Origin of the sequence: Pseudomonas sp. USTB-Z (assembly GCF_019691255.1) — a bacterium.
GTDB classification, from domain to species: Bacteria; Pseudomonadota; Gammaproteobacteria; order Pseudomonadales; family Pseudomonadaceae; genus Aquipseudomonas; species Aquipseudomonas alloputida.
In genome coordinates, this window is the sequence record NZ_JAECZP010000009.1 from 72,082 (window position 1) to 92,212 (window position 20,131).

Sequence of the window (20,131 nt, forward strand, 5' to 3'; positions counted from 1 at the left end):
GCCTAAAAGGCACTGCTATGCCGCCTTGATAAGAGCCCCTCCCGAACTTGCGTGACCTGCGACACAGGAGGGGCACTATTGACACGCGAGAGCCCATTGGGCGGTAGAATCCCCGCTATCATGGGCCTGACTTTATGCATGACAAAATAGTCAACAGCCTTACGGCCAAAGAAGAAGCCGACATCAACTGTCGCGCTTCCCATTTTTACAGCAAAGCTTGCCACGTTGACCCAGTTAGCACCCGGCACTCCCGCCGCAACCATCACTACGCCGACCTTCTTTACCCATTTGTTCCTATCGTCTAGCCGCTTGAGCCCCTTAAGATTGGACATAGACGCTTTGGCACGCTTTCCAAGCCATACAGTGTTCGCAATTACCTTGGTGACGCTGTATTGGCCAGTGGGGTCCACTCGATTGACAGGATTCCCATGGCAGTAAGCGTATGCATTGATTCCTCCCCGCGAGAAGGGGCTTAGCCGATCCGCGCTGAGAAATCGCATTAATGCTGGGCTGTACATACGCCTGCCTTTTCCGAGCAGATAATTACTGGTAGCGCTGTCACGCAGTTCAGCATTGAATGCGATCATAGCAGCGCCATTGTCATGAACTACACCATAGGGGCTATATGCGCAGACCCTACGGCCAGCATTGGGCAAGAATGAGCTGGATAAATGGAGATGCAATATTCCTTCGTCCACCATGCCCCCCCTTTTTTGTAGAGCATATTCTATAGCCAACGGCCCCTCATGATTACTGACAGAAATGACAGGGCGCAAAGGGGTTAGCGAGGTACCTGCCGGGGCCCCGCTATCTGGAATCAGTAATCGATCCGCACATCCCCTTTCGGCACGCTGCAGCACGACAGGATGTAGCCCTCGGCTTCATCCTCTTCGGTAATGCCGCCGTTGTGCTCCATTTCTACTTCGCCGCCCAGTTTGAGCACCTTGCAGGTGCCGCAGATGCCCATGCCGCAAGCTTTGGGGATCATCAGGCCAACTTTGGCTGCCGCAGCATGCACGGTCTCGCCCGGGGCAACGCGGATGCTCTTCTCGCTGCCGATGAACTCCACCAGATTGAGGTCGGAAACGTCCAGCTCAGGTGCATCGGCCGCCTGCTCGGCGTGCTCCACGGCGTCGGCTTTGGCTTCCGCCGGCGTCGCGCCGAACGACTCCTCGTGATAATTCTTCATGTCGAAGCCGACCGCTTCAAGCATGCGCTTGACCGCCGTCATGTACGGCGTCGGGCCGCAGCAGAACACAACGCGCTCCATGTAGTCCGGCGCAATCAACTCCATCAGCCGCTGGTTCAGGTAACCGCGGTAACCCGCCCACGGCTCGCCCAGGCCATGCTTTTCGCAAATGATGTGCAGGCTGAAGTTGGGGATGCGCGACGCCATCTGCTCCAGCTCGCGGTGGTAGATGATGTCTTTCGGCGAACGGGCGCTGTGGACGAACACCATGTCGACGTTGGCATTGGTGTCGTAGAACCAGCGCGCCATCGACATCACTGGGGTAATACCGACGCCGCCCGACAGGTACAGCACCTTGCCAGCAGGGAAGTCGATGGCGTTGAACAGCCCCACCGGGCCGTGCACCGGCAGCTCGGCGCCTTCGTGCATGGTGTCGTGCAGGAAGTTCGACACCAGGCCACCCGGCACACGCTTGACGGTGATCGAGAAGCTGTACGGCACTGACGGCGAACTGGAGATGGTGTAGGAGCGCATCACCGGCTTGCCTTCGATCTCCAGCTCCAGGGTGACGAACTGCCCTGGCTTGAAGAAGAACATGATCGGCTGGTCGGCCATGAAGCAGAAGGTGCGCACGTCCCAGGTCTCCTGGATGACCTTGACGCAGCGCACGATGTGGCGGCCGTTGGCCCAGGTCTGGGTAGTGACCGGATTGAGGAAGGTATCGGACATGTTCATCTCCAGCGGCCGACTATCGGGCTTTATATGGCTTGGATAATGCGCAAGCTGAGAGCGACGTACATTCCTGCCAGCGACATCGGCGTGCTTATCGCGACCAGCCCCGCGATACAAGGGCTGGCGCGTCGTTATTCAAATCGGCCATGTCGCCCATGGATACGGTTCGCGGCGTCTTCGGACGCACACTCCACGGCAAAACAACATGCTGTTTTCTGACAAGCAGCCTTGCGGCACCACAACAACGATTAGCCACCTTTTGCCGGCCGCATACGGCCCCGAGGAATACACGATGGACGTCACCGCAACCCTGAGCCTGGGCGATCCACTGGAACCTGCACGCAAGGCCACCGCCGAGATGCTGCAGACCCGCGAGCGAACCTACTCGCTGCCCCAGCCTTTCTACACCGACGAGCGTCTGTTCCAAATCGACATGCAGGAGATCTTCCACAAAGAATGGCTGATCGCCGGCATGACCTGCGAGATCCCGGCGAAAGGCAACTACATCACCCTGCAGATCGGCAAGAACCCGATCATCGTTATCCGTGGTGCCGAAGGTAAGGTGCACGCCTTCCACAACGTCTGCCGTCACCGCGGTTCACGCCTGTGCGTGAGCGACAAAGGCAAGGTGGCCAAGCTGGTCTGCCACTACCACCAGTGGACCTACGAACTGGACGGTCGCCTGCTGTTCGCCGGTACCGAGATGGGCGCCGACTTCGACATGAAGGAATATGGCCTGAAGCCAGTGAACGTGAAGGTGGCCGGCGGCTACATCTTCATCAGCCTGGCGGAAAACCCGCCCGCCATCGACGAGTTCCTGGCCACGCTCGAGCACTACATGGAACCGTACGACATGGAGAACACCAAGGTGGCGGTGCAGACCACCTTGATGGAAAAGGCCAACTGGAAACTGGTGCTGGAAAACAACCGCGAGTGCTACCACTGCTCCGGTTCGCACCCGGAACTGCTGCAAACCCTGCTGGAATGGGACGATACCAACGACCCGCGTGCCAGCCAGGAATTCAAGGACCACGTGGCCGCCTCCGCCGCTGCCTGGGAAGCCGAGAAGATCCCTTACCTGCACAAGAGCCACGGCCTGCGTAACCGCATCGTGCGCATGCCGCTGCTCAAGGGCACCGTGTCGATGACCATGGACGGCAAGCAGGCCTGCCAGAAGCTGATGGGTCGCATCAAGAACCCGGACCTGGGCTCGATGCGCATCCTGCACCTGCCGCACTCGTGGAACCACTGCATGGGCGACCACATGATCGTGTTCACCGTGTGGCCGATCAGCGCCCAGGAGACCATGGTCACCACCAAGTGGCTGGTGCACAAGGATGCCGTCGAAGGTGTGGACTACAACCCCGAGAACATGCGCAAGGTGTGGGATGCCACCAACGACCAAGACCGCCGTCTGGCGGAAGAGAACCAGCGTGGGATCAACTCCACCGCGTACCAACCCGGCCCGTATTCGAAGACTTACGAGTTTGGTGTGGTGAACTTCATTGACTGGTACAGCGGGCGGATGCTGAACAACCTGGGAGCAGAGCCGGCGCCGTATCTGAAGGAAGTGCAGGCGCAGTAAATACGCAACTAGGCTTACAGCGCTCCGACTGATTTCAGGTCGGAGCGCATCAAGCCACCTACAGCCACTGAGGGCCAGTGCTAGACCTGAACCTCATAGGTAGGCGTTCTCCAGAAACTTATCCTGTTCGCAACTGCTGTCAACCCTCTACCCACGTTAGCGGCCATCTCGTCCATCATTGTGACGTCCATTAACGTCTCCAGTGCCACGCCAGGGATTTCACGCGGATATCTCCAAAAGTACCTGCCTACCTCACGGGCTGCAGCAAGGTTGCCAGTCAATCCACCGCTAAGGTTAGTCACTGAGTTCACCAGGCCCAATACATCCGTAGCCGTTTGCAAGGCTGGCGTCACACCAGAGGTCGCAGCGATCACTTGCCCAGCAAGACCTGCGCTCCCCGTTATGAAGAACTGCTGGTTGGATACCCTAGATAAATGGGGTAACTCATTATGAACAACCGGGGTTTCCCTTCCTGAGTTAGTAATCCTGGCCTTGAAAGCAATCCGGCGCCCCACTACATTCTTGACGGTACGCACCACAGAACCGACCAAAGTGGCAGCACTGGACACCACACTGACGGACCTGAGCAAGATGCTCCAGGCCGCTCCGCTCGGGTCATGGCGATTCACGGGATCAGCGCCGCAATAGACGTAACTGTTGATCCCCCCCCTGGAAAATGGGCTTAGCCTGTCGTGCGTAATGAATCGCATCAGGTTTGGGCTATAGAAGCGATGGCCATTTCCCAATGGGTAACTGCCAGTCAAGGGGTCTTGATACTGCCCACAGAATGCAAGCCCTGGTACAGGCGCTGCGTTCATGATGCCGTAAGGCGAATAAACCCGCGGGCTGAAGGCTAACCCATGCAGAACTGATAGTTGCCGATCGGCGCTCAACAAGAATGTCGCCATGAGTGATCCACAAAACAGGGAGTTGTGGACACGGTAATGGCTGATTGAAATTTTGAGTACTAGCAAAAATGTCAGGCAGAACGCTGATCATTATTTGATCATATTGGCGGAGCCCTCATTCTCACTGGGCTGCAGCGGAGTTCATACACCTTGTCCACAGAGAGACCAACAGACTTTGTGAGCAAACGATGAAATGTGTGCAATAAGGTTGTGGATAAGCGATTCAATGCCCTGTTTTTCAAGGAACAAGCAGGATTCAGACGAAATGATCATTTTTTGAACAAATCTATCAAAACCTTGAACGACGCAGCCTGCAGCCGTAACCGAACAGATTATCCACAGACCGGCTAACAGCGATTGTGGGCAAAATCAGGAAGATGCTGGCTTGTGCGTTTACGACGACTGGTACAGTCCCTGAACGGTTTTTGATCAAAACCCTGAAGAACCCGCCGCACAAGGCCTGTGGACATGCACCAACACTTTATCCACACCTTGACGAACAGATTTGGTGGGCAAAAGCGCTCGCTCGATGCTGAGTATTGAATGAGGGGAGCGCCCTTGCCGGGGCGCTCCCAAAAAGAGACCTCTAGCCCTCCTGCTTCAGCGCAGGACGCCCTCTTCCACCAGCAGCTTGAGGATCGCCTCAGCGCCTTCCTGCGGCGAAACGTCCTTCAGCACCTTGCCACCACCGCCACTGGCCTTGGCCGTCGCGGCCTTCATGCGGTCGGCGCCACTCTTGGCCTTGATTACCTTCAAGCGCTTGGGCCTTGGACGGGCCGGTTGCAACTCGGCTTCAGCCAACAGCTCATCTTCGACAATGGCCACATTACGCGCCGCCAATACCCCCCGGCGCGCAGGCCCAAAAGCGCTCTGGCGCGGCTTGGGCGCAGCGTTATCCACAGTCGCGAGCAATGGCAAACGCACCTTCAAGCGACGCCGCTGACCACGCGGCAAAGCCTGCAACACCTGCGCGGTGCCGTTGTCGATCGACTCCACTTCGGCCAACCCGACAATCAGCGGCCAGCCGAGCTTTTCGGCCAGCAGGAACGGCAACATGCCCGATCCCTCGCCAGTCTCGGCCTGGCTGCCGGTCAGCACCAGTTGGGCCCCGGCGTCGCGCAGATAATCGCCCAGCACGCCCAGCACATCGGCCCCGGCCGGTTGCTCCAGCACGTCGAGGTGGTCCAGGCCCATGCCCAGGTAAGCGCGCAAGGCCTCTTCCTGTGGATCGCCCGCATGCACCACCTGCAAGTTATCCCCAGCCAGCTGCAAACCCAACTCCACGGCACGGGCATCCTGCTCGGCGCGGCGGGCGCGGCCAGAGCTGGGGTGGGCACCAATGGAAACCAGGCTGATCACTTTCGTACTCATGCTCGTGCCCTTATGCCGCGTCGCGCTGGCCGCCGCTGCGGTAGTTGTCCACAGCCTCGATCAGCGCCTTGAGAATCGCCGAGCTGTCGCCAATCACCGACAGGTCAGCCCGTTTGATCATGTCGCAGCCTGGATCCATATTGATCGCCACCACCTTGTCGCAGGCACCGATACCCTGCAGGTGCTGGATCGCGCCCGAGATACCCACAGCCACGTAGACACGCGCGGTAACCCAGGTGCCGGTAGCCCCCACTTGGCGGTTACGCGGCATGAAGCCGTCGTCCACCGCCACCCGCGAGGCACCTTCGGTAGCGCCGAGGGCTGCGGTGGCCTTGTGGTACAGGTCCCAGTCCTTGACACCGTTGCCGCCCGAGACGATGAACTCCGCTTCGGCCATGGCAATGGTGGCCGGGTCGACGGCCACCGAGCCAAGGTCTTCGATGCGCGGCAGGCTGCGTGCCACGCTTGTGGACAACTCCACCGGCAAGGCTTCGTGACGGGTTTCGCTGACCGGTTCGGCGCACTCGGCCGCCGCCAGGATCAGGCGCGGCACGGTGCGTTGCAGGTCTTGCTGGCCGGCACCGGCGCGACCAATGCACTGGCCGTCCTTGATCTGCCATACCCGCGTTGCCGGGCGCTCGCCCAGCGCGGCGCCCAGGCGCCGACCCAGTTCACCGCCACCGGTGCGGCTGTCGGGCAGCAGCCAGTGGCGCGGCGCGAACTGGTTATCCACAGCCCGCAGGCCCTGCACCAGTTGCTCCGGTGCATAACCTTCAAAGGCCTCGCCTTCGATAACCAGCAGGCGGTCGACACCGGCTGTGGAAAAGTTGCTTTCCTTGTGCTCGTTGAACACCACGGCCAGCACCGCCCCGTCGCTGCCGGCCAGGCTGTGGGCCAGGCCAAGCAGGTCGCGGTCGTGGCTGCTCAGGCGGCCGCCAACCATGTCCGGCACCACGGCAATGTAGAACGCCGGCGCCGCCACCTGGTGCAGTGGCAACTTGACCTCGACTGTTGCCGTGCGCCGCCCGCCCGCGCCGGTGCCCTGCTGGGCGCCGCTGCGGTCGATACGCTTGATACCGGCCGGGCCGACAAAGCCCGCGGCAATCGCATGTGGGTTCTTGCGGATGATGCCGTTAGGCCCCATCCAGCTGGTCTGTTGCGTCTGCATCGCGGCATGCAGCGGGTGCAGGCGGTTACGGGCGATCCACTCGGCGCGTGGGTCGCGGCGGATAATGTCGCTCATCAGTGCACCTCCGCAGGTTCACGTTTAGCCGTTTGCGGCTTTGGGACAGTGGATGCGTCCTCCTCGATCAGCACGTCGGCCACCAGTTCGGCCAAGTCCTTGATCTGTGGGCGCGGCTCGACCACGCCTTCAAGCATGGCGGTGCACTGCGGGCAACCCACGGCTACCAGCTCGGCCTCGGTCTCACGAATGTCGTCCATGCGCATATCGGGAATACGCTGCTTGCCAGGGATGTCAGTGATCGGCGCACCGCCACCACCACCGCAGCAACGGGAACGGAAGCCCGAACGCTGCATCTCGCGCACCTCGATACCCAGCGCCTTGAGCACTTCGCGCGGGGCTTCGTACTCGCCGTTGTAGCGGCCCAGGTAGCACGGATCGTGGTAGGTGACGCTGCCGCCCTTGTGTTGGCCCAGGTTGAGCTTCTTGGCCGCGATCAGTTCGGCGATGTAGGTGCTGTGGTGCTGCACCTGGTAGTCACCACCCAGGGCGCCGTATTCGTTCTTCAGCACATGGAAGCTGTGCGGGTCGCAGGTGACGATGCGCTGGAACTTGTACTTGGCCAAGGTCTGGATATTGCGCTTGGCCAGTTGCTGGAAGGTCGCCTCATCGCCCAGACGACGCGCCACGTCGCCGCTGTCGCGCTCTTCCAGGCCGAGTACGGCGAAGTCCACACCCGAGGCTTTCAATACTTTGACAAACGAACGCAAAGTGCGTTGGTTACGCATGTCGAAGGCACCATCACCGACCCAGAACAACACTTCGGTCGCTTTCACTTCAGACAGCAGCCGCAGATTAAGGTCGGCAGCCCAGTTCATGCGCCCGCCGGGGGCGAAGCCGCCGGGGTTGTCGGTGGCGATCAGGTTGTCCAGCACCTCGGCGCCCTTGTTCGGGGTTGCGCCCTTTTCCAGGGTGAGGTGGCGGCGCATGTCGACGATGGCATCGACGTGCTCGATCATCATCGGGCACTCCTCGACGCAGGCACGGCAGGTGGTGCAGGACCACAGCGTTTCGGCGTCGACCAGGCCATTGACGATCGGCTGGTGTGGATTGCCACCGTGTTCGCCGATTGGTTTGCCAGGGTATGGGCTACCGGCAAATTGCGCGTCAGTGCCACCGGCAAGGCCGATGACCATGTCCTGGATGAGTTTTTTCGGGTTCAGCGGCTGGCCAGCGGCAAAGGCCGGGCACATGGCTTCACATTTACCGCACTGCACGCAGGCATCGAAGCCCAGCAGCTGGTTCCAGGTGAAGTCCACCGGCTTTTCCACGCCAAGGGGTGCGTTCGGGTCTTCCAGGTCCAACGGCTTGAGGCCGGTGGAGCGGCCGCCGCCGAAGCGATCGGCACGGCGGTGCCAGGCCAGGTGCAAGGCACCGGCGAAGGCGTGCTTCATCGGGCCGCCCCAGGTCATGCCAAAGAACAGCTCCGACACACCCCACAGCACGCCCAGGCCCAGAACGGCGACCATCACCCAACCACCCGTGTTGGCCGGCAGGATACCGGCGACCGGCAGGGTGGCAATGAAGAAGCTCACGGCGAACGCCAGCAAACTCTTCGGCAGGCGCATCCACGGGCCCTTGGACAGACGAGAGGGCGGGTTCAGGCGGCGTTTGAAGACAAAGATGGCACCGGTGAACATGATCACCGTGGCTACCAGCAGTGCATAGCCGAGGATCTTGCTCTGCAGGCCAAAACCATGCACCAGAATGGCCAGCACAGCAGACAGCACAAAGCCGCCCGCAGTGGCCACGTGGGTCTTGGACATGTATTTGTCGCGCTCAACCACATGGTGCAGGTCCACCAGGTAGCGGCGCGGCATGGCCAGCAGGCCGCCGATCAGGTTGACCTTGGACGGCCGGCCACGGCGCCACATGCGCACCCGGCGCAAGGCACCGAGCACTGCCAGGCCAAGGGCAGCGAACAGCAGGATGGGTAGAAGGGTGTTCAACATGGGAGGCTCCCACAAACAGCTGGATTCTTGCGCCGACCAGAGGGCGAGACTGGCCCCATGTAGGAGCGGGTTTACCCGCGAATGCGTTCGGTCAGGCAACAGTGTTGTCAGTGCTGACGCATTCGCGGGTAAACCCGCTCCTACAGGGATCGCGCCCGATGGCGGCGACTGTTAACGATCAGAAGTCCTTGCACAGGCGCAAGGCGTCGTAGATCGCCGCATGCACGTTACGCTGGGCCACGCAGTCACCGATGCGGTACAGCAGGTAGCCTTCGCCCGGCTGGCTGAGGATCGGCTGTGGCTTGATGGCGAACAGCGCCTCCACGTCGATCTGGCCCTTGTTGCGCGAACCTTCCTTGAGCGCGTAGTACAGCTCTTCGTCAGGCCGCACGCCGTTCTCGACCACTACCTGATCGACCACGCGCTCTTCCTTGGCGCCGGTGTATTCGTTCTCCAGTACCGCCACCAGCTTGTCGCCTTCGCGGTAGACCTTTTCCAGCATCATGTCGCCGGTCATGATCACTTCTTTGGGGTACATGCTGCGGTAGTAGGTGGGGAAGGTGGTCCCCCCCATGGCCACGCCTGGCTTGATGTCGTCGGTGACGATCTCGACCTGGCTGCCCTTGTCAGCGATGAAGTCGGCGACCGACATACCGGTGAATTCGCAGATGGTGTCGTACACCAGCACGTTCTTGCCCGGCGCTACCTTGCCATCGAGCACATCCCAGCTGCTGACCACCAGCCCTTCAGCGGCGCCCCAGTGCTCGTTCTGCTCCAGGAACGAGTGCCCACCTACGGCCAGCACGATGACGTCCGGGCGCAGGTCCTGGATCGCCGCCACATCAGCGGCAGTGCCCAGGCGCAAGTCAACTTTCAGGCGAGCCAGCTCAAGCTGGTACCAGCGGGTGATACCGGCAATCTGGTCACGCTGCGGGGCCTTGGCGGCAATGGTGATCTGCCCGCCAATCTGGTCCCTCTTCTCGAACAGGGTCACGTCGTGGCCGCGTTCAGCAGCCACGCGGGCCGCTTCCATGCCGGCAGGGCCTGCGCCAACCACCACCACCTTGCGCTTGACGCCGGTGGTCTTCTCGATGATGTGCGGCACACCCATGTACTCACGGGAGGTCGCGGCGTTCTGGATGCACAGCACATCCAGGCCCTGGTACTGGCGGTCGATGCAGTAGTTGGCACCGACGCACTGCTTGATCTGGTCGATCTGGCCCATCTTGATCTTGGCGATCAGGTGCGGGTCGGCCATGTGCGCACGGGTCATGCCGACCATGTCCACGTAGCCGCCTTCAAGGATGCGCGTGGCCTGGTTCGGGTCTTTGATGTTCTGCGCGTGCAGCACCGGGACCTTGACCACTTCCTTGATACCGGCTGCCAGGTGCAGGAACGGCTCCGGCGGGTAGCTCATGTTGGGGATGACGTTGGCCAGGGTGTTGTGGGTATCGCAACCCGAGCCGACCACGCCGATGAAGTCGAGCATGCCGGTGGCGTCGTAGTAGGCAGCGATCTGCTTCATGTCCTCGTGGCTGAGGCCATCAGGGTGGAACTCGTCACCACAGATACGCATGCCCACGCAGAAGTCGTCACCCACTTCGGCGCGCACGGCTTTCAGTACTTCCAGGCCGAATTTCATGCGGCCTTCAAAGGTACCGCCCCATTCGTCGGTACGTTTGTTGACCCGTGGGCTCCAGAACTGGTCGATCATGTGCTGGTGCACCGCCGACAATTCCACGCCGTCCAGGCCGCCCTCTTTGGCGCGACGCGCAGCCTGCGCGTAGTTGCCGATTACCCGCCAGATCTCTTCCACCTCGATGGTTTTGCAGGTGGCGCGGTGCACAGGTTCACGAATGCCCGATGGCGACATCAGCGTCGGCCAGTTGAAGCCGTCCCAGCGCGAGCGGCGGCCCATGTGGGTAATCTGGATCATGATCTTGGCGCCATGCTTGTGCATGGCGTCGGCAAGGTTCTGGAAGTGCGGGATGATGCGGTCGGTCGACAAGTTGACCGATGCCCACCATTCCTGCGGGCTGTCGATGGCAACCACCGACGAGCCGCCACAGATGGCCAGGCCGATGCCGCCCTTGGCCTTCTCTTCGTAGTACTTCACATAGCGGTCGGTCGTCATGCCGCCGTCAGTGGCGTAGACCTCGGCGTGCGCGGTGCTGAGCACACGGTTGCGGATGGTCAGTTTGCCGATCTGGATCGGCTGAAACATTGCTTCGAATGCCATGACGCTATCTCCGGCTTACAACGGCTTTGTAACGAACAGGCCATCTTCGTGGCCTTCTTCCGACCCGCCATAGACCTGCTCGGCCACGGTGCGGATATTGCTGCCGCGGGCAGCGAGAATCTGGTCCATCGCGCCAGCGAACCAGCCGGTGAACATGTAGTCGACCTTGCGGCCGCACTTGCCATAGACGTACACGAACGCAGAGTGCTTGAGCTTGACGCTGCAGGTACCTTTATCCAGGTCGATATCCTGAATCTCGAACAGGCCCCAGCCGCGCTGGCTCAGGCGCTTCATGTAGTGCTCGAACACCGCCACGCCTTCCAGGCCATGGCACTCGGCCTCTTTTTCACACCAGTGCCAGGCAGACTTGTAGCCAGCCTTGTAGAGGATCTCGGCATAGGCGTCGGCGCCCAGCACTTCCTCGATGCCGATGTGGTTATTGACGAAGAAATGCCGCGGCACATACAGCATCGGCAAGGCGTCGCTGGTCCAGACACCGGTCTCGCTGTCGACTTCGATTGGCAATTGCGGGGCGATTTTGGCCATGGAAACTCAACTCCATAAAATTTTTTTGTGGGTGCCCCGGCGTTGCTGGCAGGGGCTATCAGGCTTGGAGAGCGGCTTACTCGCCCCAGACATCCTTGAGGACGTTGACCCAGTTCTCGCCCATGATCTTGCGCACCACACGCTCGGAGTGGCCGCGTTTCAGCAAGGTCTCGGTGAGGTTGGGGAATTCGCCGACAGTGCGAATGCCCAGCGGGTTGATGATCTTGCCGAAGTTGGTCAGGCGGCGGGCGTAGCCCTTGTCATGGGTCAGGTATTCGAAGAAGTCCTGGCCGTGCCCCTGGGTGAAGTCGGTACCGATACCGATGGCGTCTTCACCGACGATATTCATGGTGTACTCGATGGCCTCGGCGTAGTCATCGATGGTCGAGTCAATGCCTTTGGCCAGGAACGGCGCGAACATGGTGACGCCAACGAAACCGCCGTGATCAGCGATGAACTTCAGCTCTTCGTCCGACTTGTTGCGCGGGTGCTCTTTCAGGCCCGAGGGCAGGCAGTGCGAGTAGCACACCGGCTTTTTCGATTCGAGGATGACTTCTTCGGAAGTCTTGGAGCCAACGTGGGACAGGTCGCACATGATGCCGACACGGTTCATCTCGGCAACGATCTCGCGACCGAAGCCGGACAGCCCGCCGTCACGCTCGTAGCAGCCGGTGCCCACCAGGTTCTGGGTGTTGTAGCACATCTGCACGATGCCCACGCCCAGCTGCTTGAACACATCCACATAAGCGATCTGGTCTTCGAACGCATGGGCGTTCTGGAAGCCGAAGAGGATGCCGGTCTTGCCCAGTTCCTTGGCCTTGCGGATGTCGGCGGTGGTACGCACCGGCATCACCAGGTCGCTGTTGTCGCGGATCAGCTTCTGGCTGGACGCGATGTTGTCGACGGTAGCCTTGAACCCTTCCCAGACCGACACCGTGCAGTTGGCCGCAGTGAGGCCGCCTTTGCGCATGTCTTCGAACAGCTCGCGGTTCCATTTGGCGATGATCAGGCCATCGATGACGATGCTGTCGGCGTGTAGTTCGGCTGGGCTCATCAGGCTGTCCCCTTTTATAGAGTTGGGTCGCGCCAAACCTTCTGCCGGCGCTTTGAGGCCAGCATATGCCTGTGCCCCGAGGCGCCCCGGTGCAAAAACGACAGGGGGTTTGCCGAAAGCGTCAATGCGCGACAAGAGCGCGTCTGGCGCGTGTTCCGGGGATGCGAGACAGTCTCGATAACGACATTTGCGGCCGGTACATGAACATTTGGTCAGGGAGCTACCACCTGGCCTCTGGCTGAGCGAGAATCCTTGCGATTCGACAGCCTGTTGAGGAGAAAACGGATGAAATCAATGGCATGGCTGGTGCTGCTGGCCATCGTGAGCGGGGCCCAGGCCAGTGAGGACGAAAGCACACCTTGCGACAATGTGGAGACCGACCAGCAAACCTTCGCCTGTGCAGCATTCAACAAGCAGGTCGCCGAGCGTGAGCTGCAGTCGGCCTACGAAGACCTGGTCGCGCGCATGCGTGATCAGTTCGGCGACGAGGCAGGCCTGATGTCGCGAATAGAGGCAGCCGAGAAAGTCTGGAGCCAACTGCGCGATGCAGACTGCAAGGTCGAAACCCATGCTGAACAACCCGGCAGCAGGGCCTACCAGATCGCCTGGAACAGCTGCATTGCACAGCGCAGCGATGAGCGAGCCGAGTATTTGCGCAGCCTGGGCGCGCAAAACAGTGACGAGCCAGCACCCGAAGATTGATCAGCACGTGTGAGTGAAGGATCAACTCCAGGGGAACAACGTGCCGCTGATGCCCCCTGCGTAATTGCTCGATAGTGCCCCCAGACCACGTGCTCACCATGTGTGTCTTGGAACTCACAACTATCAAGGAATTACAAAGTGGCTGACATCAAAGTTGAAATGGAAAAAATCCGCAAAGAGGGTCAAGAGCGCGTAGCCGCTACCGGCCAGACCATCTGCGTCTTCGCTGACAATGTCCCTGCCAACATTGCAGAAGACATCCTGGCCGGCATGCGTTTGATGACCGAACTGGCCAACAAGAAGTTCGACAAGGAGACCCAGCAGCGCGAGTGGTACAACTTCTACAACGATGGCCTGATCAAGTTTGGCTGGACCATGACGGGCGCAGCACATGCCGAAGATGCCATTGATGAGGACAACCTGACCCTGGCAGAGCTGATTACCAAGTCCGTCACCATCAGCGTCTCCGCGGACCCTCGTCGCGCCGCCTGCGCCAGGCGTGTTCTGCAAATTGTCGTGCAGAAGCCGGAAGTCAAGGCGCACCTGGAAAAGCACAGCCATAGTGAATCCGGCAAATCGAGCAACTTCGTGGTCGCCCAGTGCGAAATGACGCCACAAGGCCTGCCGGCGATGCACATGACCAGCTTCCAGGCCAGCTACGACTCGAAAGTCGAGCGTGAAGGCGCCCTGACCCGCAAGGTCGACAAGACCTCTACCCGCGTTTATCGCGCTTCGCAACAAGGCACGTTCAGCGTTCGTCACTTCGACGCTGCACGTGATCTTGTGAATGAGAAGATAAAAGGCGACATCGCCGCGTTTCTCGCTATCTGATTAGCGAGACCGGGTACCAGCTCTCTGGTACCCGGTTCTGGTCATCTGCATCCATCAAGGAGCAATGCCACATGGGCGATACGAACCTGGATACCCGTGTATTCGAGGAGCGGCTAAGCATCAAGCCTGCGCCCTGGCTGACACTTGAGACATGGGAAGACTTGCAGCTATGCCTGCGTTATTCACAAGCAGTGGCCAATGAAAAATTCTCGATGGAGACCCAGCCTCAGCAATGGTTCACTGTCGCTCTCGCCACCTTGCAATCATTGAAATTCACCCTGTTCGAACACACTCATAAAACCATCGTGTATGAGCCACACTTGCTTGCATTAAGCGATGTTTACAGTGGCTATCTACCCCCGCCCCGCGAGAAAGGACCTTGGTTCAAGAGCCTCGAAGAAAATGTTCAAGCCGCTCTGCAGTCGGCCGGTACGCGTACCTTCACCGTCATGAACGCCTCTTCACATCTCAGTATCGAAATGGACCATGAAGGGGACCAGGTCCCGGTTGCGATCCTGTTTTATGCCTACTGCGTTACCGACCCGGTCGAGCCCACCAGAAAGTTGAACCTGATATTTGACCATCTGGGTGCACGCTTCAATGCAGCGGATTTCGCCCCGCTTCGCAAAGATCTGCAAGCAAGGAATCGCGAAAAGCTAAGGGCCATTCTCGAGCGTGAACTGGATTGAAGCTTACTTTGTACCGCTAGGCCGTCGCTCCTCCCGCGGGCACCGTCCAAACCTCAGCTTGTAGCGCCGCGTGAAATAGGATGGCAGTTCAAACCCGCACGCAAGGCTGACTTCAGTCACCGACATGTCGGTCTGGGCCAACAGCTGGCGCGCCTTGTCCAGCCGTAACCCGAGATAGAAACCGCTCGGGGTTGCATCAAGGTGCATGCGAAACAAACGCTCCAGTTGACGCCGTGTCACCTTGATCGCGGCAGCCAGTTCCAGCGTACTCAACGGTGGCTCGATGTGTTTTTCCATTTCGCCAATGGCATGGACCAGCTTCTTGTTGCTGATGCCATAACGCGCACCGATCTGCATGCGCTGGTGGTCCTGGCGCTGACGGATACGACCCAGCACGAACTGCTCCGACACCTTGACCGCCAGTTCGCTGCCGTGAGACTGGGCAATCAGGTGCAGCATCAAATCGATCGAGGCGGTTCCGCCAGCGCAGGTGATGCGGCTGCGGTCAATTTCGAACAGCTCCTGGGTGGCTTGAAGGCCTGGATAGCGTTCCTTGAATGCCTCAAGCGCCTCCCAATGCAATGTCGCCCGGTAGCCCTCGAGCAGCCCTGCCTCGGCCAGCACCATCGCGCCCGTGTCGATGCCACCGAGCATGACAGCTTCGTGGTTGAGCCGGCGCAGCGCATGCAGCAGTTTGGGTGCGACATTGGCCAGTGGCTCAAAGCCCGCAACCACCAGCAGGATGTTGGCCGGCTCTCCTTCCCCCAGGGCGGCATCGGCATTGATCGACATGCCATTGCTCGCCAGCACCGCCTCACCGTCCAGGCTAAGCACCTGCCACCGGTACAACTGCCCGCCAAAACGATTGGCCACCCGCAGTGGCTCCACCGCCGAAATGAACCCCATGGCAGAAAAGCCGGGCACCAACAGAAAGGCAATCGTCTCCATCATCCCCTCCTCCACAGAAACTGGTCGCCCCGGTGCTAATTCCTGTCGCTAGCGTGCGCTTGGGCAAGGTAGCGCCAGCGTAGCGTATTCACACGGTCCGCAGAGGCCGCCCTCAATAACAATATGCACTGCCGATGGAGAGCCACCATGCACAGCTTGATCCGCCGCAGCCTGTTGCCCCTTGCCCTGAGCAGCATCGTCGCCACCCCGCTTTTCGCCGCCGAGCCCGCCGCCTGCAAAAACGTGCGCCTGGGCGTGGTCAACTGGACCGACGTCATTGCCACCAGCGCCATGGCCCAGGTACTGCTCGACGGCCTGGGGTACCAGACCAAACAGACCAGTGCCTCGCAACAGATCATCTTCGCCGGCATACGCGACAAACGCCTGGACATGTTCCTGGGTTACTGGAACCCGATCATGACCCAGACCATTACCCCGTTCGTCGATGCCAACCAGGTCAAGGTGCTGGACAAGCCAAGCCTGGAGGACGCGCGCGCCACCTTGGCCGTGCCGAAATACCTCTACGACAAGGGCCTGAAGACCTTCGCCGACATCCACAAGTTCGAGAAAGAGCTGGGCGGCAAGATCTATGGCATCGAACCGGGTTCCGGTGCCAATACGCAGATCAAAGCGATGATCACCAAGAACCAGTTCGACTTGGGCAAGTTCCAGCTGGTCGAGTCCAGCGAGGCCGGCATGCTCGCCGCCGTCGACCGCGCGGTGCGGCGCAAGGAGGCCGTGGTGTTCTTCGGTTGGGCGCCGCACCCGATGAACGTGAACATCGACATGGCCTACCTGGGTGACAGCCAGGATGCACTCGGCCCTGACGAAGGCCGTGCGACGGTGTGGACAGTGACGGCGCCGGACTACGCCGAACGCTGCCCCAATGCCCACCGCCTGCTGGCCAACCTGAAGTTCAGCGCCGAGGACGAGAGCCGCATGATGCAGCCACTGCTTGACCACAAAGACGCGCTGGAATCGGCCCGCCAGTGGCTCAAGGACCACCCCGAGGACAAGGCGCGCTGGCTTGAGGGTGTGACCACCTTCGATGGCAAGCCGGCCGCGGACAACCTCAAGCTTACCGCCAACTGACAGGGCCCTTTCGCGGGCACGCCCGCTCCCACAGGTACAGCGCCACACTCGGGATCACATTGATCCTGTGGGAACGGGCATGCCCGCGAAAAAGCCAACACCGACATCACAAGGAACTGCACCATGAACCACGACGTCATCATCACCTGCGCCCTCACCGGCGCCGGCGACACCGCCTCGAAAAGCCACCTGGTCCCGGTCACGCCCAAACAGATCGCCGAATCCGCCGTAGAGGCCGCCAAGGCCGGCGCCACCGTGGTCCACTGCCACGTCCGCGACCCACAGACCGGCCGTTTCAGCCGTGATGTAAACCTCTACCGCGAAGTCATGGAGCGTATCCGCGAAGCCGACGTGGACATCATCGTCAACCTCACCGCCGGCATGGGCGGCGACCTGGAAATCGGCCCGGGTGAAACGCCGCTGGCGTTCGGCCCGGGCACCGACCTGATCGGCCCGCTGGAGCGCCTGGCCCATGTCGAAGCACTGTTGCCGGAAATCTGCACCCTCGACTGCGGCACCCTCAACTTCGGCGATGGCAACTCGATCTACGTGTCCACCCCGGCCCAACTGCGCGCCGGTGCCAAACGCATTACCGAACTGGGGGTGAAGGCCGAGCTGGAAATCTTCGACACCGGCCACCTGTGGTTCGCCAAGCAAATGATGAAGGAAGGCCTGCTTGAAGACCCGTTGTTCCAGCTGTGCCTGGGCATCCCGTGGGGCGCACCGGCCGACACCACCACCATGAAGGCCATGGTCGACAACCTGCCTGCCAACGTCACTTGGGCCGGCTTCGGCATCGGCCGCATGCAGATGCCCATGGCCGCGCAGGCCGTGTTGCTCGGCGGGAATGTGCGGGTGGGCCTGGAAGACAACTTGTATCTGGACCGTGGCGTGCTGGCCAGCAATGGCCAACTGGTGGAACGCGCAAGCGAGATCATCACCCGCATGGGTGGCCGCGTGCTCAGCCCGGCAGAAGGTCGGGAAAAAATGAACCTCAAGCGCCGCTGATCCTTTCAACGATCGCAAATGTGCCGAAGACCCTGTGGGAGCGGGCGTGCCCGCGAAGCAGGCAACGCGATGGATGGATGGCACCGGCCGCGCCGGTGTTCGCGGGCAAGCCCGCTCCCACAGGGTTAGCCATTAACCCTGATGACTGTGTTTTACCCTGAGGACTAGCTATGCCCTTTATCACTGAAATCAAAACCTTCGCCGCCCTGGGTAGCGGTGTGATCGGCAGCGGCTGGGTTGCCCGCGCCCTGGCCCATGGCCTGGACGTGGTGGCCTGGGATCCGGCGCCCGGCGCCGAACAGGCACTGCGAAAACGTGTCGCCAACGCCTGGCCGGCACTGGAAAAACAGGGCCTGGCACTCGGCGCATCGCAAGACCGCCTGAAATTCGTGGCGACCATCGAGGAGTGCGTGCGCAACGCCGATTTCATCCAGGAAAGCGCCCCAGAGCGCCTGGACCTCAAGCTCGACCTGCACGCCAAAATCAGCGCCGCAGCCAAGCCTGACGCAATCATCGGCTCAAGCACTTCGGGCCTGCTGCCCAGCGAGTTCTACGAGTCGTCCACTCACCCTGAGCGCTGCGTTGTCGGCCACCCGTTCAACCCGGTATACCTGTTGCCGCTGGTCGAGATCGTCGGCGGCAGCCGCACCTCACCCGAGGCCATTGAAGCTGCCAAAACCATCTACACCGCCCTCGGCATGCGCCCACTGCATGTGCGCAAGGAAGTGCCAGGCTTCATCGCCGACCGCCTGCTCGAAGCGCTCTGGCGCGAAGCCTTGCACCTGGTCAACGACGGCGTTGCCACCACGGGCGAAATCGACGACGCGATCCGCTTCGGCGCAGGCTTGCGCTGGTCGTTCATGGGCACATTCCTTACCTATACCCTGGCCGGTGGCGATGCCGGCATGCGCCACTTCATGTCACAGTTCGGCCCCGCCCTGAAGCTGCCCTGGACATACCTGCCAGCACCGGAACTGACCGACAAGCTGATCGACGATGTAGTGAGCGGCACCTCTGAGCAACAGGGCGAGCGCAGCATCGCCGCACTGGAACGCTACCGTGACGATACCTTGTTGGCGGTGCTCGAAGCGGTGAAAACCAGCAAGGCCAGCCACGGCCTGTCGTTCAGCGATTAAGGAGGCCAAGATGCCTGCTCTGATCACCTACCGCACCACGGTCCAGGAGGACTGGGTCGATTACAACGGGCACCTGCGGGATGCCTTCTACCTGCTGATCTTCAGCTACGCGACCGATGCCCTGATGGAGCGCATTGGCCTGGACGCCGACAGCCGCGGGCAAAGCGGTAATTCGCTGTTCACGCTGGAGGCGCACATCAATTATCTGCACGAGGTGAAGCTGGGTACCGAGGTGTGGGTGCAGACGCAGATCATCGGTTTTGATCGCAAGCGTCTTCACGTGTATCACAGCCTGCACCGGGCAGGGTTCGACGAGGTCCTGGCGGCGAGCGAGCAGATGTTACTGCACGTGGACCTGGCGGGGCCGAAGTCAGCGCCTTTTGGGCACACGACTGTTTGCCAATTGAACCACTTGGTAGAGCAACAGGAGGGGGCGCCGGCGCCGCAATACATGGGGCGTACCATAAAACTTCCCTCTTGAGTGATCAGAGAGCGGGCGCCAGGGTTTCCAAATCTAGGAAGCGCCATGGCGCCTTGAAAGTTCGCGCCACATCATTCTTATCCGCCGTACCTATCGGAACCCCTTGATTCTGCAGCTGCGGGTTGAGTGATAGGGTATGGCGCACTGCGACGTCCGCATCTGCGTATGGAAATTTGGCGCTATATGCTTGGATCCTCGTCGCTATGCGAGGTCCCCATGTTATGCCCTAATTTGTGGGTTAACGCACCAAAGCAACTAATGGCCGAGAAAGCCGTCCCCAGGGACGCTGGCGTTTTCGCGATACCACAGTAAATTCTAAACGTCGAAAACATTGTTACCAGGTCGGCTCGCGCACCTTCTGACGTTCGAAAGGAACCTTAGCCCCTAGTGGCATCGACACGAATATCCCCAACAGTCTGTGTGCT

At 60.5% G+C, this 20,131-nt stretch carries 18 protein-coding genes; 8 read left to right on the forward strand and 10 right to left on the reverse strand.

Going from position 1 to position 20,131, the window contains the following annotated elements:
- Positions 1 to 2 precede the first annotated feature (2 nt).
- Entirely contained in the window at positions 3 to 587 is a 585-nt protein-coding gene (locus I8746_RS27585) for an RHS repeat-associated core domain-containing protein (RefSeq protein WP_014755083.1), read from the reverse strand.
- Between the two features lie 230 nt (positions 588 to 817).
- A complete protein-coding gene (gbcB, locus tag I8746_RS12625) occupies positions 818 to 1,918 on the reverse strand; it encodes a glycine-betaine demethylase subunit GbcB (RefSeq protein ID WP_017148040.1) in 1,101 nt (366 codons plus the stop codon).
- A 295-nt stretch (positions 1,919 to 2,213) separates the two neighbouring features.
- Here gbcB and gbcA point away from each other — a divergent pair, with 295 nt between their 5' ends.
- Positions 2,214 to 3,506: a glycine-betaine demethylase subunit GbcA gene (gbcA, locus tag I8746_RS12630; RefSeq protein ID WP_011953250.1), complete on the forward strand. Its 1,293-nt coding sequence runs from the start codon at positions 2,214 to 2,216 to the stop codon at positions 3,504 to 3,506.
- An 80-nt stretch (positions 3,507 to 3,586) separates the two neighbouring features.
- On the opposite strand, the gene I8746_RS12635 is transcribed toward gbcA, so the two are convergent.
- The 7 genes from I8746_RS12635 to I8746_RS12665 form a co-directional block, all read right to left on the reverse strand.
- Positions 3,587 to 4,414, reverse strand: a complete 828-nt coding sequence (locus tag I8746_RS12635; RefSeq protein ID WP_221100732.1) for an RHS repeat-associated core domain-containing protein — start codon at positions 4,412 to 4,414, stop codon at positions 3,587 to 3,589.
- Positions 4,415 to 5,014: 600 nt separating this feature from the next.
- Complete coding sequence (locus tag I8746_RS12640; RefSeq protein WP_003255694.1) at positions 5,015 to 5,785, reverse strand: electron transfer flavoprotein subunit beta; 771 nt, start codon at positions 5,783 to 5,785, stop codon at positions 5,015 to 5,017.
- Between the two features lie 10 nt (positions 5,786 to 5,795).
- Positions 5,796 to 7,028: an electron transfer flavoprotein subunit alpha/FixB family protein gene (locus tag I8746_RS12645; protein ID WP_221100733.1), complete on the reverse strand. Its 1,233-nt coding sequence runs from the start codon at positions 7,026 to 7,028 to the stop codon at positions 5,796 to 5,798.
- Positions 7,028 to 8,980 carry a dimethylglycine demethylation protein DgcB gene (gene dgcB / locus I8746_RS12650; RefSeq protein WP_004575952.1) on the reverse strand — a complete coding sequence of 651 codons (1,953 nt, stop codon included), beginning with the start codon at positions 8,978 to 8,980 and terminating at the stop codon, positions 7,028 to 7,030. The genes I8746_RS12645 and dgcB overlap by 1 nt, the downstream gene beginning before the upstream one ends.
- A gap of 178 nt (positions 8,981 to 9,158) precedes the next feature.
- A complete protein-coding gene (dgcA, locus tag I8746_RS12655) occupies positions 9,159 to 11,219 on the reverse strand; it encodes a dimethylglycine demethylation protein DgcA (protein WP_003255697.1) in 2,061 nt (686 codons plus the stop codon).
- A 15-nt stretch (positions 11,220 to 11,234) separates the two neighbouring features.
- On the reverse strand, positions 11,235 to 11,765 hold the full coding sequence (locus I8746_RS12660; protein WP_011953247.1) for a DUF5943 domain-containing protein: 531 nt from the start codon (positions 11,763 to 11,765) through the stop codon (positions 11,235 to 11,237).
- A 76-nt stretch (positions 11,766 to 11,841) separates the two neighbouring features.
- Positions 11,842 to 12,819, reverse strand: a complete 978-nt coding sequence (locus tag I8746_RS12665) for a dipeptidase (RefSeq protein WP_003255700.1) — start codon at positions 12,817 to 12,819, stop codon at positions 11,842 to 11,844.
- Between the two features lie 285 nt (positions 12,820 to 13,104).
- Between I8746_RS12665 and I8746_RS12670 the strand changes: the two genes are divergently transcribed.
- From I8746_RS12670 to I8746_RS12680, 3 genes are all read left to right on the forward strand, one after another.
- A complete protein-coding gene (locus I8746_RS12670; RefSeq protein WP_088513488.1) occupies positions 13,105 to 13,521 on the forward strand; it encodes a lysozyme inhibitor LprI family protein in 417 nt (138 codons plus the stop codon).
- A 138-nt stretch (positions 13,522 to 13,659) separates the two neighbouring features.
- Entirely contained in the window at positions 13,660 to 14,352 is a 693-nt protein-coding gene (locus tag I8746_RS12675) for a hypothetical protein (protein WP_003255705.1), read from the forward strand.
- Positions 14,353 to 14,423: 71 nt separating this feature from the next.
- Entirely contained in the window at positions 14,424 to 15,041 is a 618-nt protein-coding gene (locus tag I8746_RS12680) for a hypothetical protein (RefSeq protein WP_003255706.1), read from the forward strand.
- Positions 15,042 to 15,044: 3 nt separating this feature from the next.
- Here I8746_RS12680 and I8746_RS12685 read toward each other — a convergent pair whose 3' ends face one another.
- Positions 15,045 to 15,992, reverse strand: a complete 948-nt coding sequence (locus I8746_RS12685) for a GlxA family transcriptional regulator (protein ID WP_011953245.1) — start codon at positions 15,990 to 15,992, stop codon at positions 15,045 to 15,047.
- A gap of 144 nt (positions 15,993 to 16,136) precedes the next feature.
- Between I8746_RS12685 and choX the strand changes: the two genes are divergently transcribed.
- From choX to I8746_RS12705, 4 genes are all read left to right on the forward strand, one after another.
- The gene (gene choX, locus I8746_RS12690; RefSeq protein WP_014589378.1) at positions 16,137 to 17,081 is read left to right on the forward strand and encodes a choline ABC transporter substrate-binding protein; all 945 of its coding nucleotides are present in this window, start codon (positions 16,137 to 16,139) and stop codon (positions 17,079 to 17,081) included.
- A gap of 123 nt (positions 17,082 to 17,204) precedes the next feature.
- On the forward strand, positions 17,205 to 18,089 hold the full coding sequence (locus I8746_RS12695) for a 3-keto-5-aminohexanoate cleavage protein (RefSeq protein ID WP_003255710.1): 885 nt from the start codon (positions 17,205 to 17,207) through the stop codon (positions 18,087 to 18,089).
- A gap of 170 nt (positions 18,090 to 18,259) precedes the next feature.
- A complete protein-coding gene (locus I8746_RS12700) occupies positions 18,260 to 19,225 on the forward strand; it encodes an L-carnitine dehydrogenase (RefSeq protein WP_011953243.1) in 966 nt (321 codons plus the stop codon).
- A gap of 10 nt (positions 19,226 to 19,235) precedes the next feature.
- Positions 19,236 to 19,706 carry a thioesterase family protein gene (locus I8746_RS12705; RefSeq protein WP_070096867.1) on the forward strand — a complete coding sequence of 157 codons (471 nt, stop codon included), beginning with the start codon at positions 19,236 to 19,238 and terminating at the stop codon, positions 19,704 to 19,706.
- Positions 19,707 to 20,131 lie beyond the last annotated feature (425 nt).

Bases quoted from the DNA above. Each gene is read 5' to 3' on its own strand.
- gbcB (WP_017148040.1), bottom strand. From the start codon at position 1,918: ATGTCCGATACCTTCCTCAATCCGGTCACTACCCAGACCTGGGCCAAC.
- I8746_RS27585 (WP_014755083.1), bottom strand. From the start codon at position 587: ATGATCGCATTCAATGCTGAACTGCGTGACAGCGCTACCAGTAATTAT.
- I8746_RS12640 (WP_003255694.1), bottom strand. From the start codon at position 5,785: ATGAGTACGAAAGTGATCAGCCTGGTTTCCATTGGTGCCCACCCCAGC.
- dgcB (WP_004575952.1), bottom strand. From the start codon at position 8,980: ATGTTGAACACCCTTCTACCCATCCTGCTGTTCGCTGCCCTTGGCCTG.
- I8746_RS12635 (WP_221100732.1), bottom strand. From the start codon at position 4,414: ATGGCGACATTCTTGTTGAGCGCCGATCGGCAACTATCAGTTCTGCAT.
- I8746_RS12695 (WP_003255710.1), top strand. From the start codon at position 17,205: ATGAACCACGACGTCATCATCACCTGCGCCCTCACCGGCGCCGGCGAC.
- I8746_RS12685 (WP_011953245.1), bottom strand. From the start codon at position 15,992: ATGATGGAGACGATTGCCTTTCTGTTGGTGCCCGGCTTTTCTGCCATG.
- dgcA (WP_003255697.1), bottom strand. From the start codon at position 11,219: ATGGCATTCGAAGCAATGTTTCAGCCGATCCAGATCGGCAAACTGACC.
- choX (WP_014589378.1), top strand. From the start codon at position 16,137: ATGCACAGCTTGATCCGCCGCAGCCTGTTGCCCCTTGCCCTGAGCAGC.
- gbcA (WP_011953250.1), top strand. From the start codon at position 2,214: ATGGACGTCACCGCAACCCTGAGCCTGGGCGATCCACTGGAACCTGCA.
- I8746_RS12665 (WP_003255700.1), bottom strand. From the start codon at position 12,819: ATGAGCCCAGCCGAACTACACGCCGACAGCATCGTCATCGATGGCCTG.
- I8746_RS12705 (WP_070096867.1), top strand. From the start codon at position 19,236: ATGCCTGCTCTGATCACCTACCGCACCACGGTCCAGGAGGACTGGGTC.
- I8746_RS12670 (WP_088513488.1), top strand. From the start codon at position 13,105: ATGAAATCAATGGCATGGCTGGTGCTGCTGGCCATCGTGAGCGGGGCC.
- I8746_RS12680 (WP_003255706.1), top strand. From the start codon at position 14,424: ATGGGCGATACGAACCTGGATACCCGTGTATTCGAGGAGCGGCTAAGC.
- I8746_RS12700 (WP_011953243.1), top strand. From the start codon at position 18,260: ATGCCCTTTATCACTGAAATCAAAACCTTCGCCGCCCTGGGTAGCGGT.
- I8746_RS12660 (WP_011953247.1), bottom strand. From the start codon at position 11,765: ATGGCCAAAATCGCCCCGCAATTGCCAATCGAAGTCGACAGCGAGACC.
- I8746_RS12645 (WP_221100733.1), bottom strand. From the start codon at position 7,028: ATGAGCGACATTATCCGCCGCGACCCACGCGCCGAGTGGATCGCCCGT.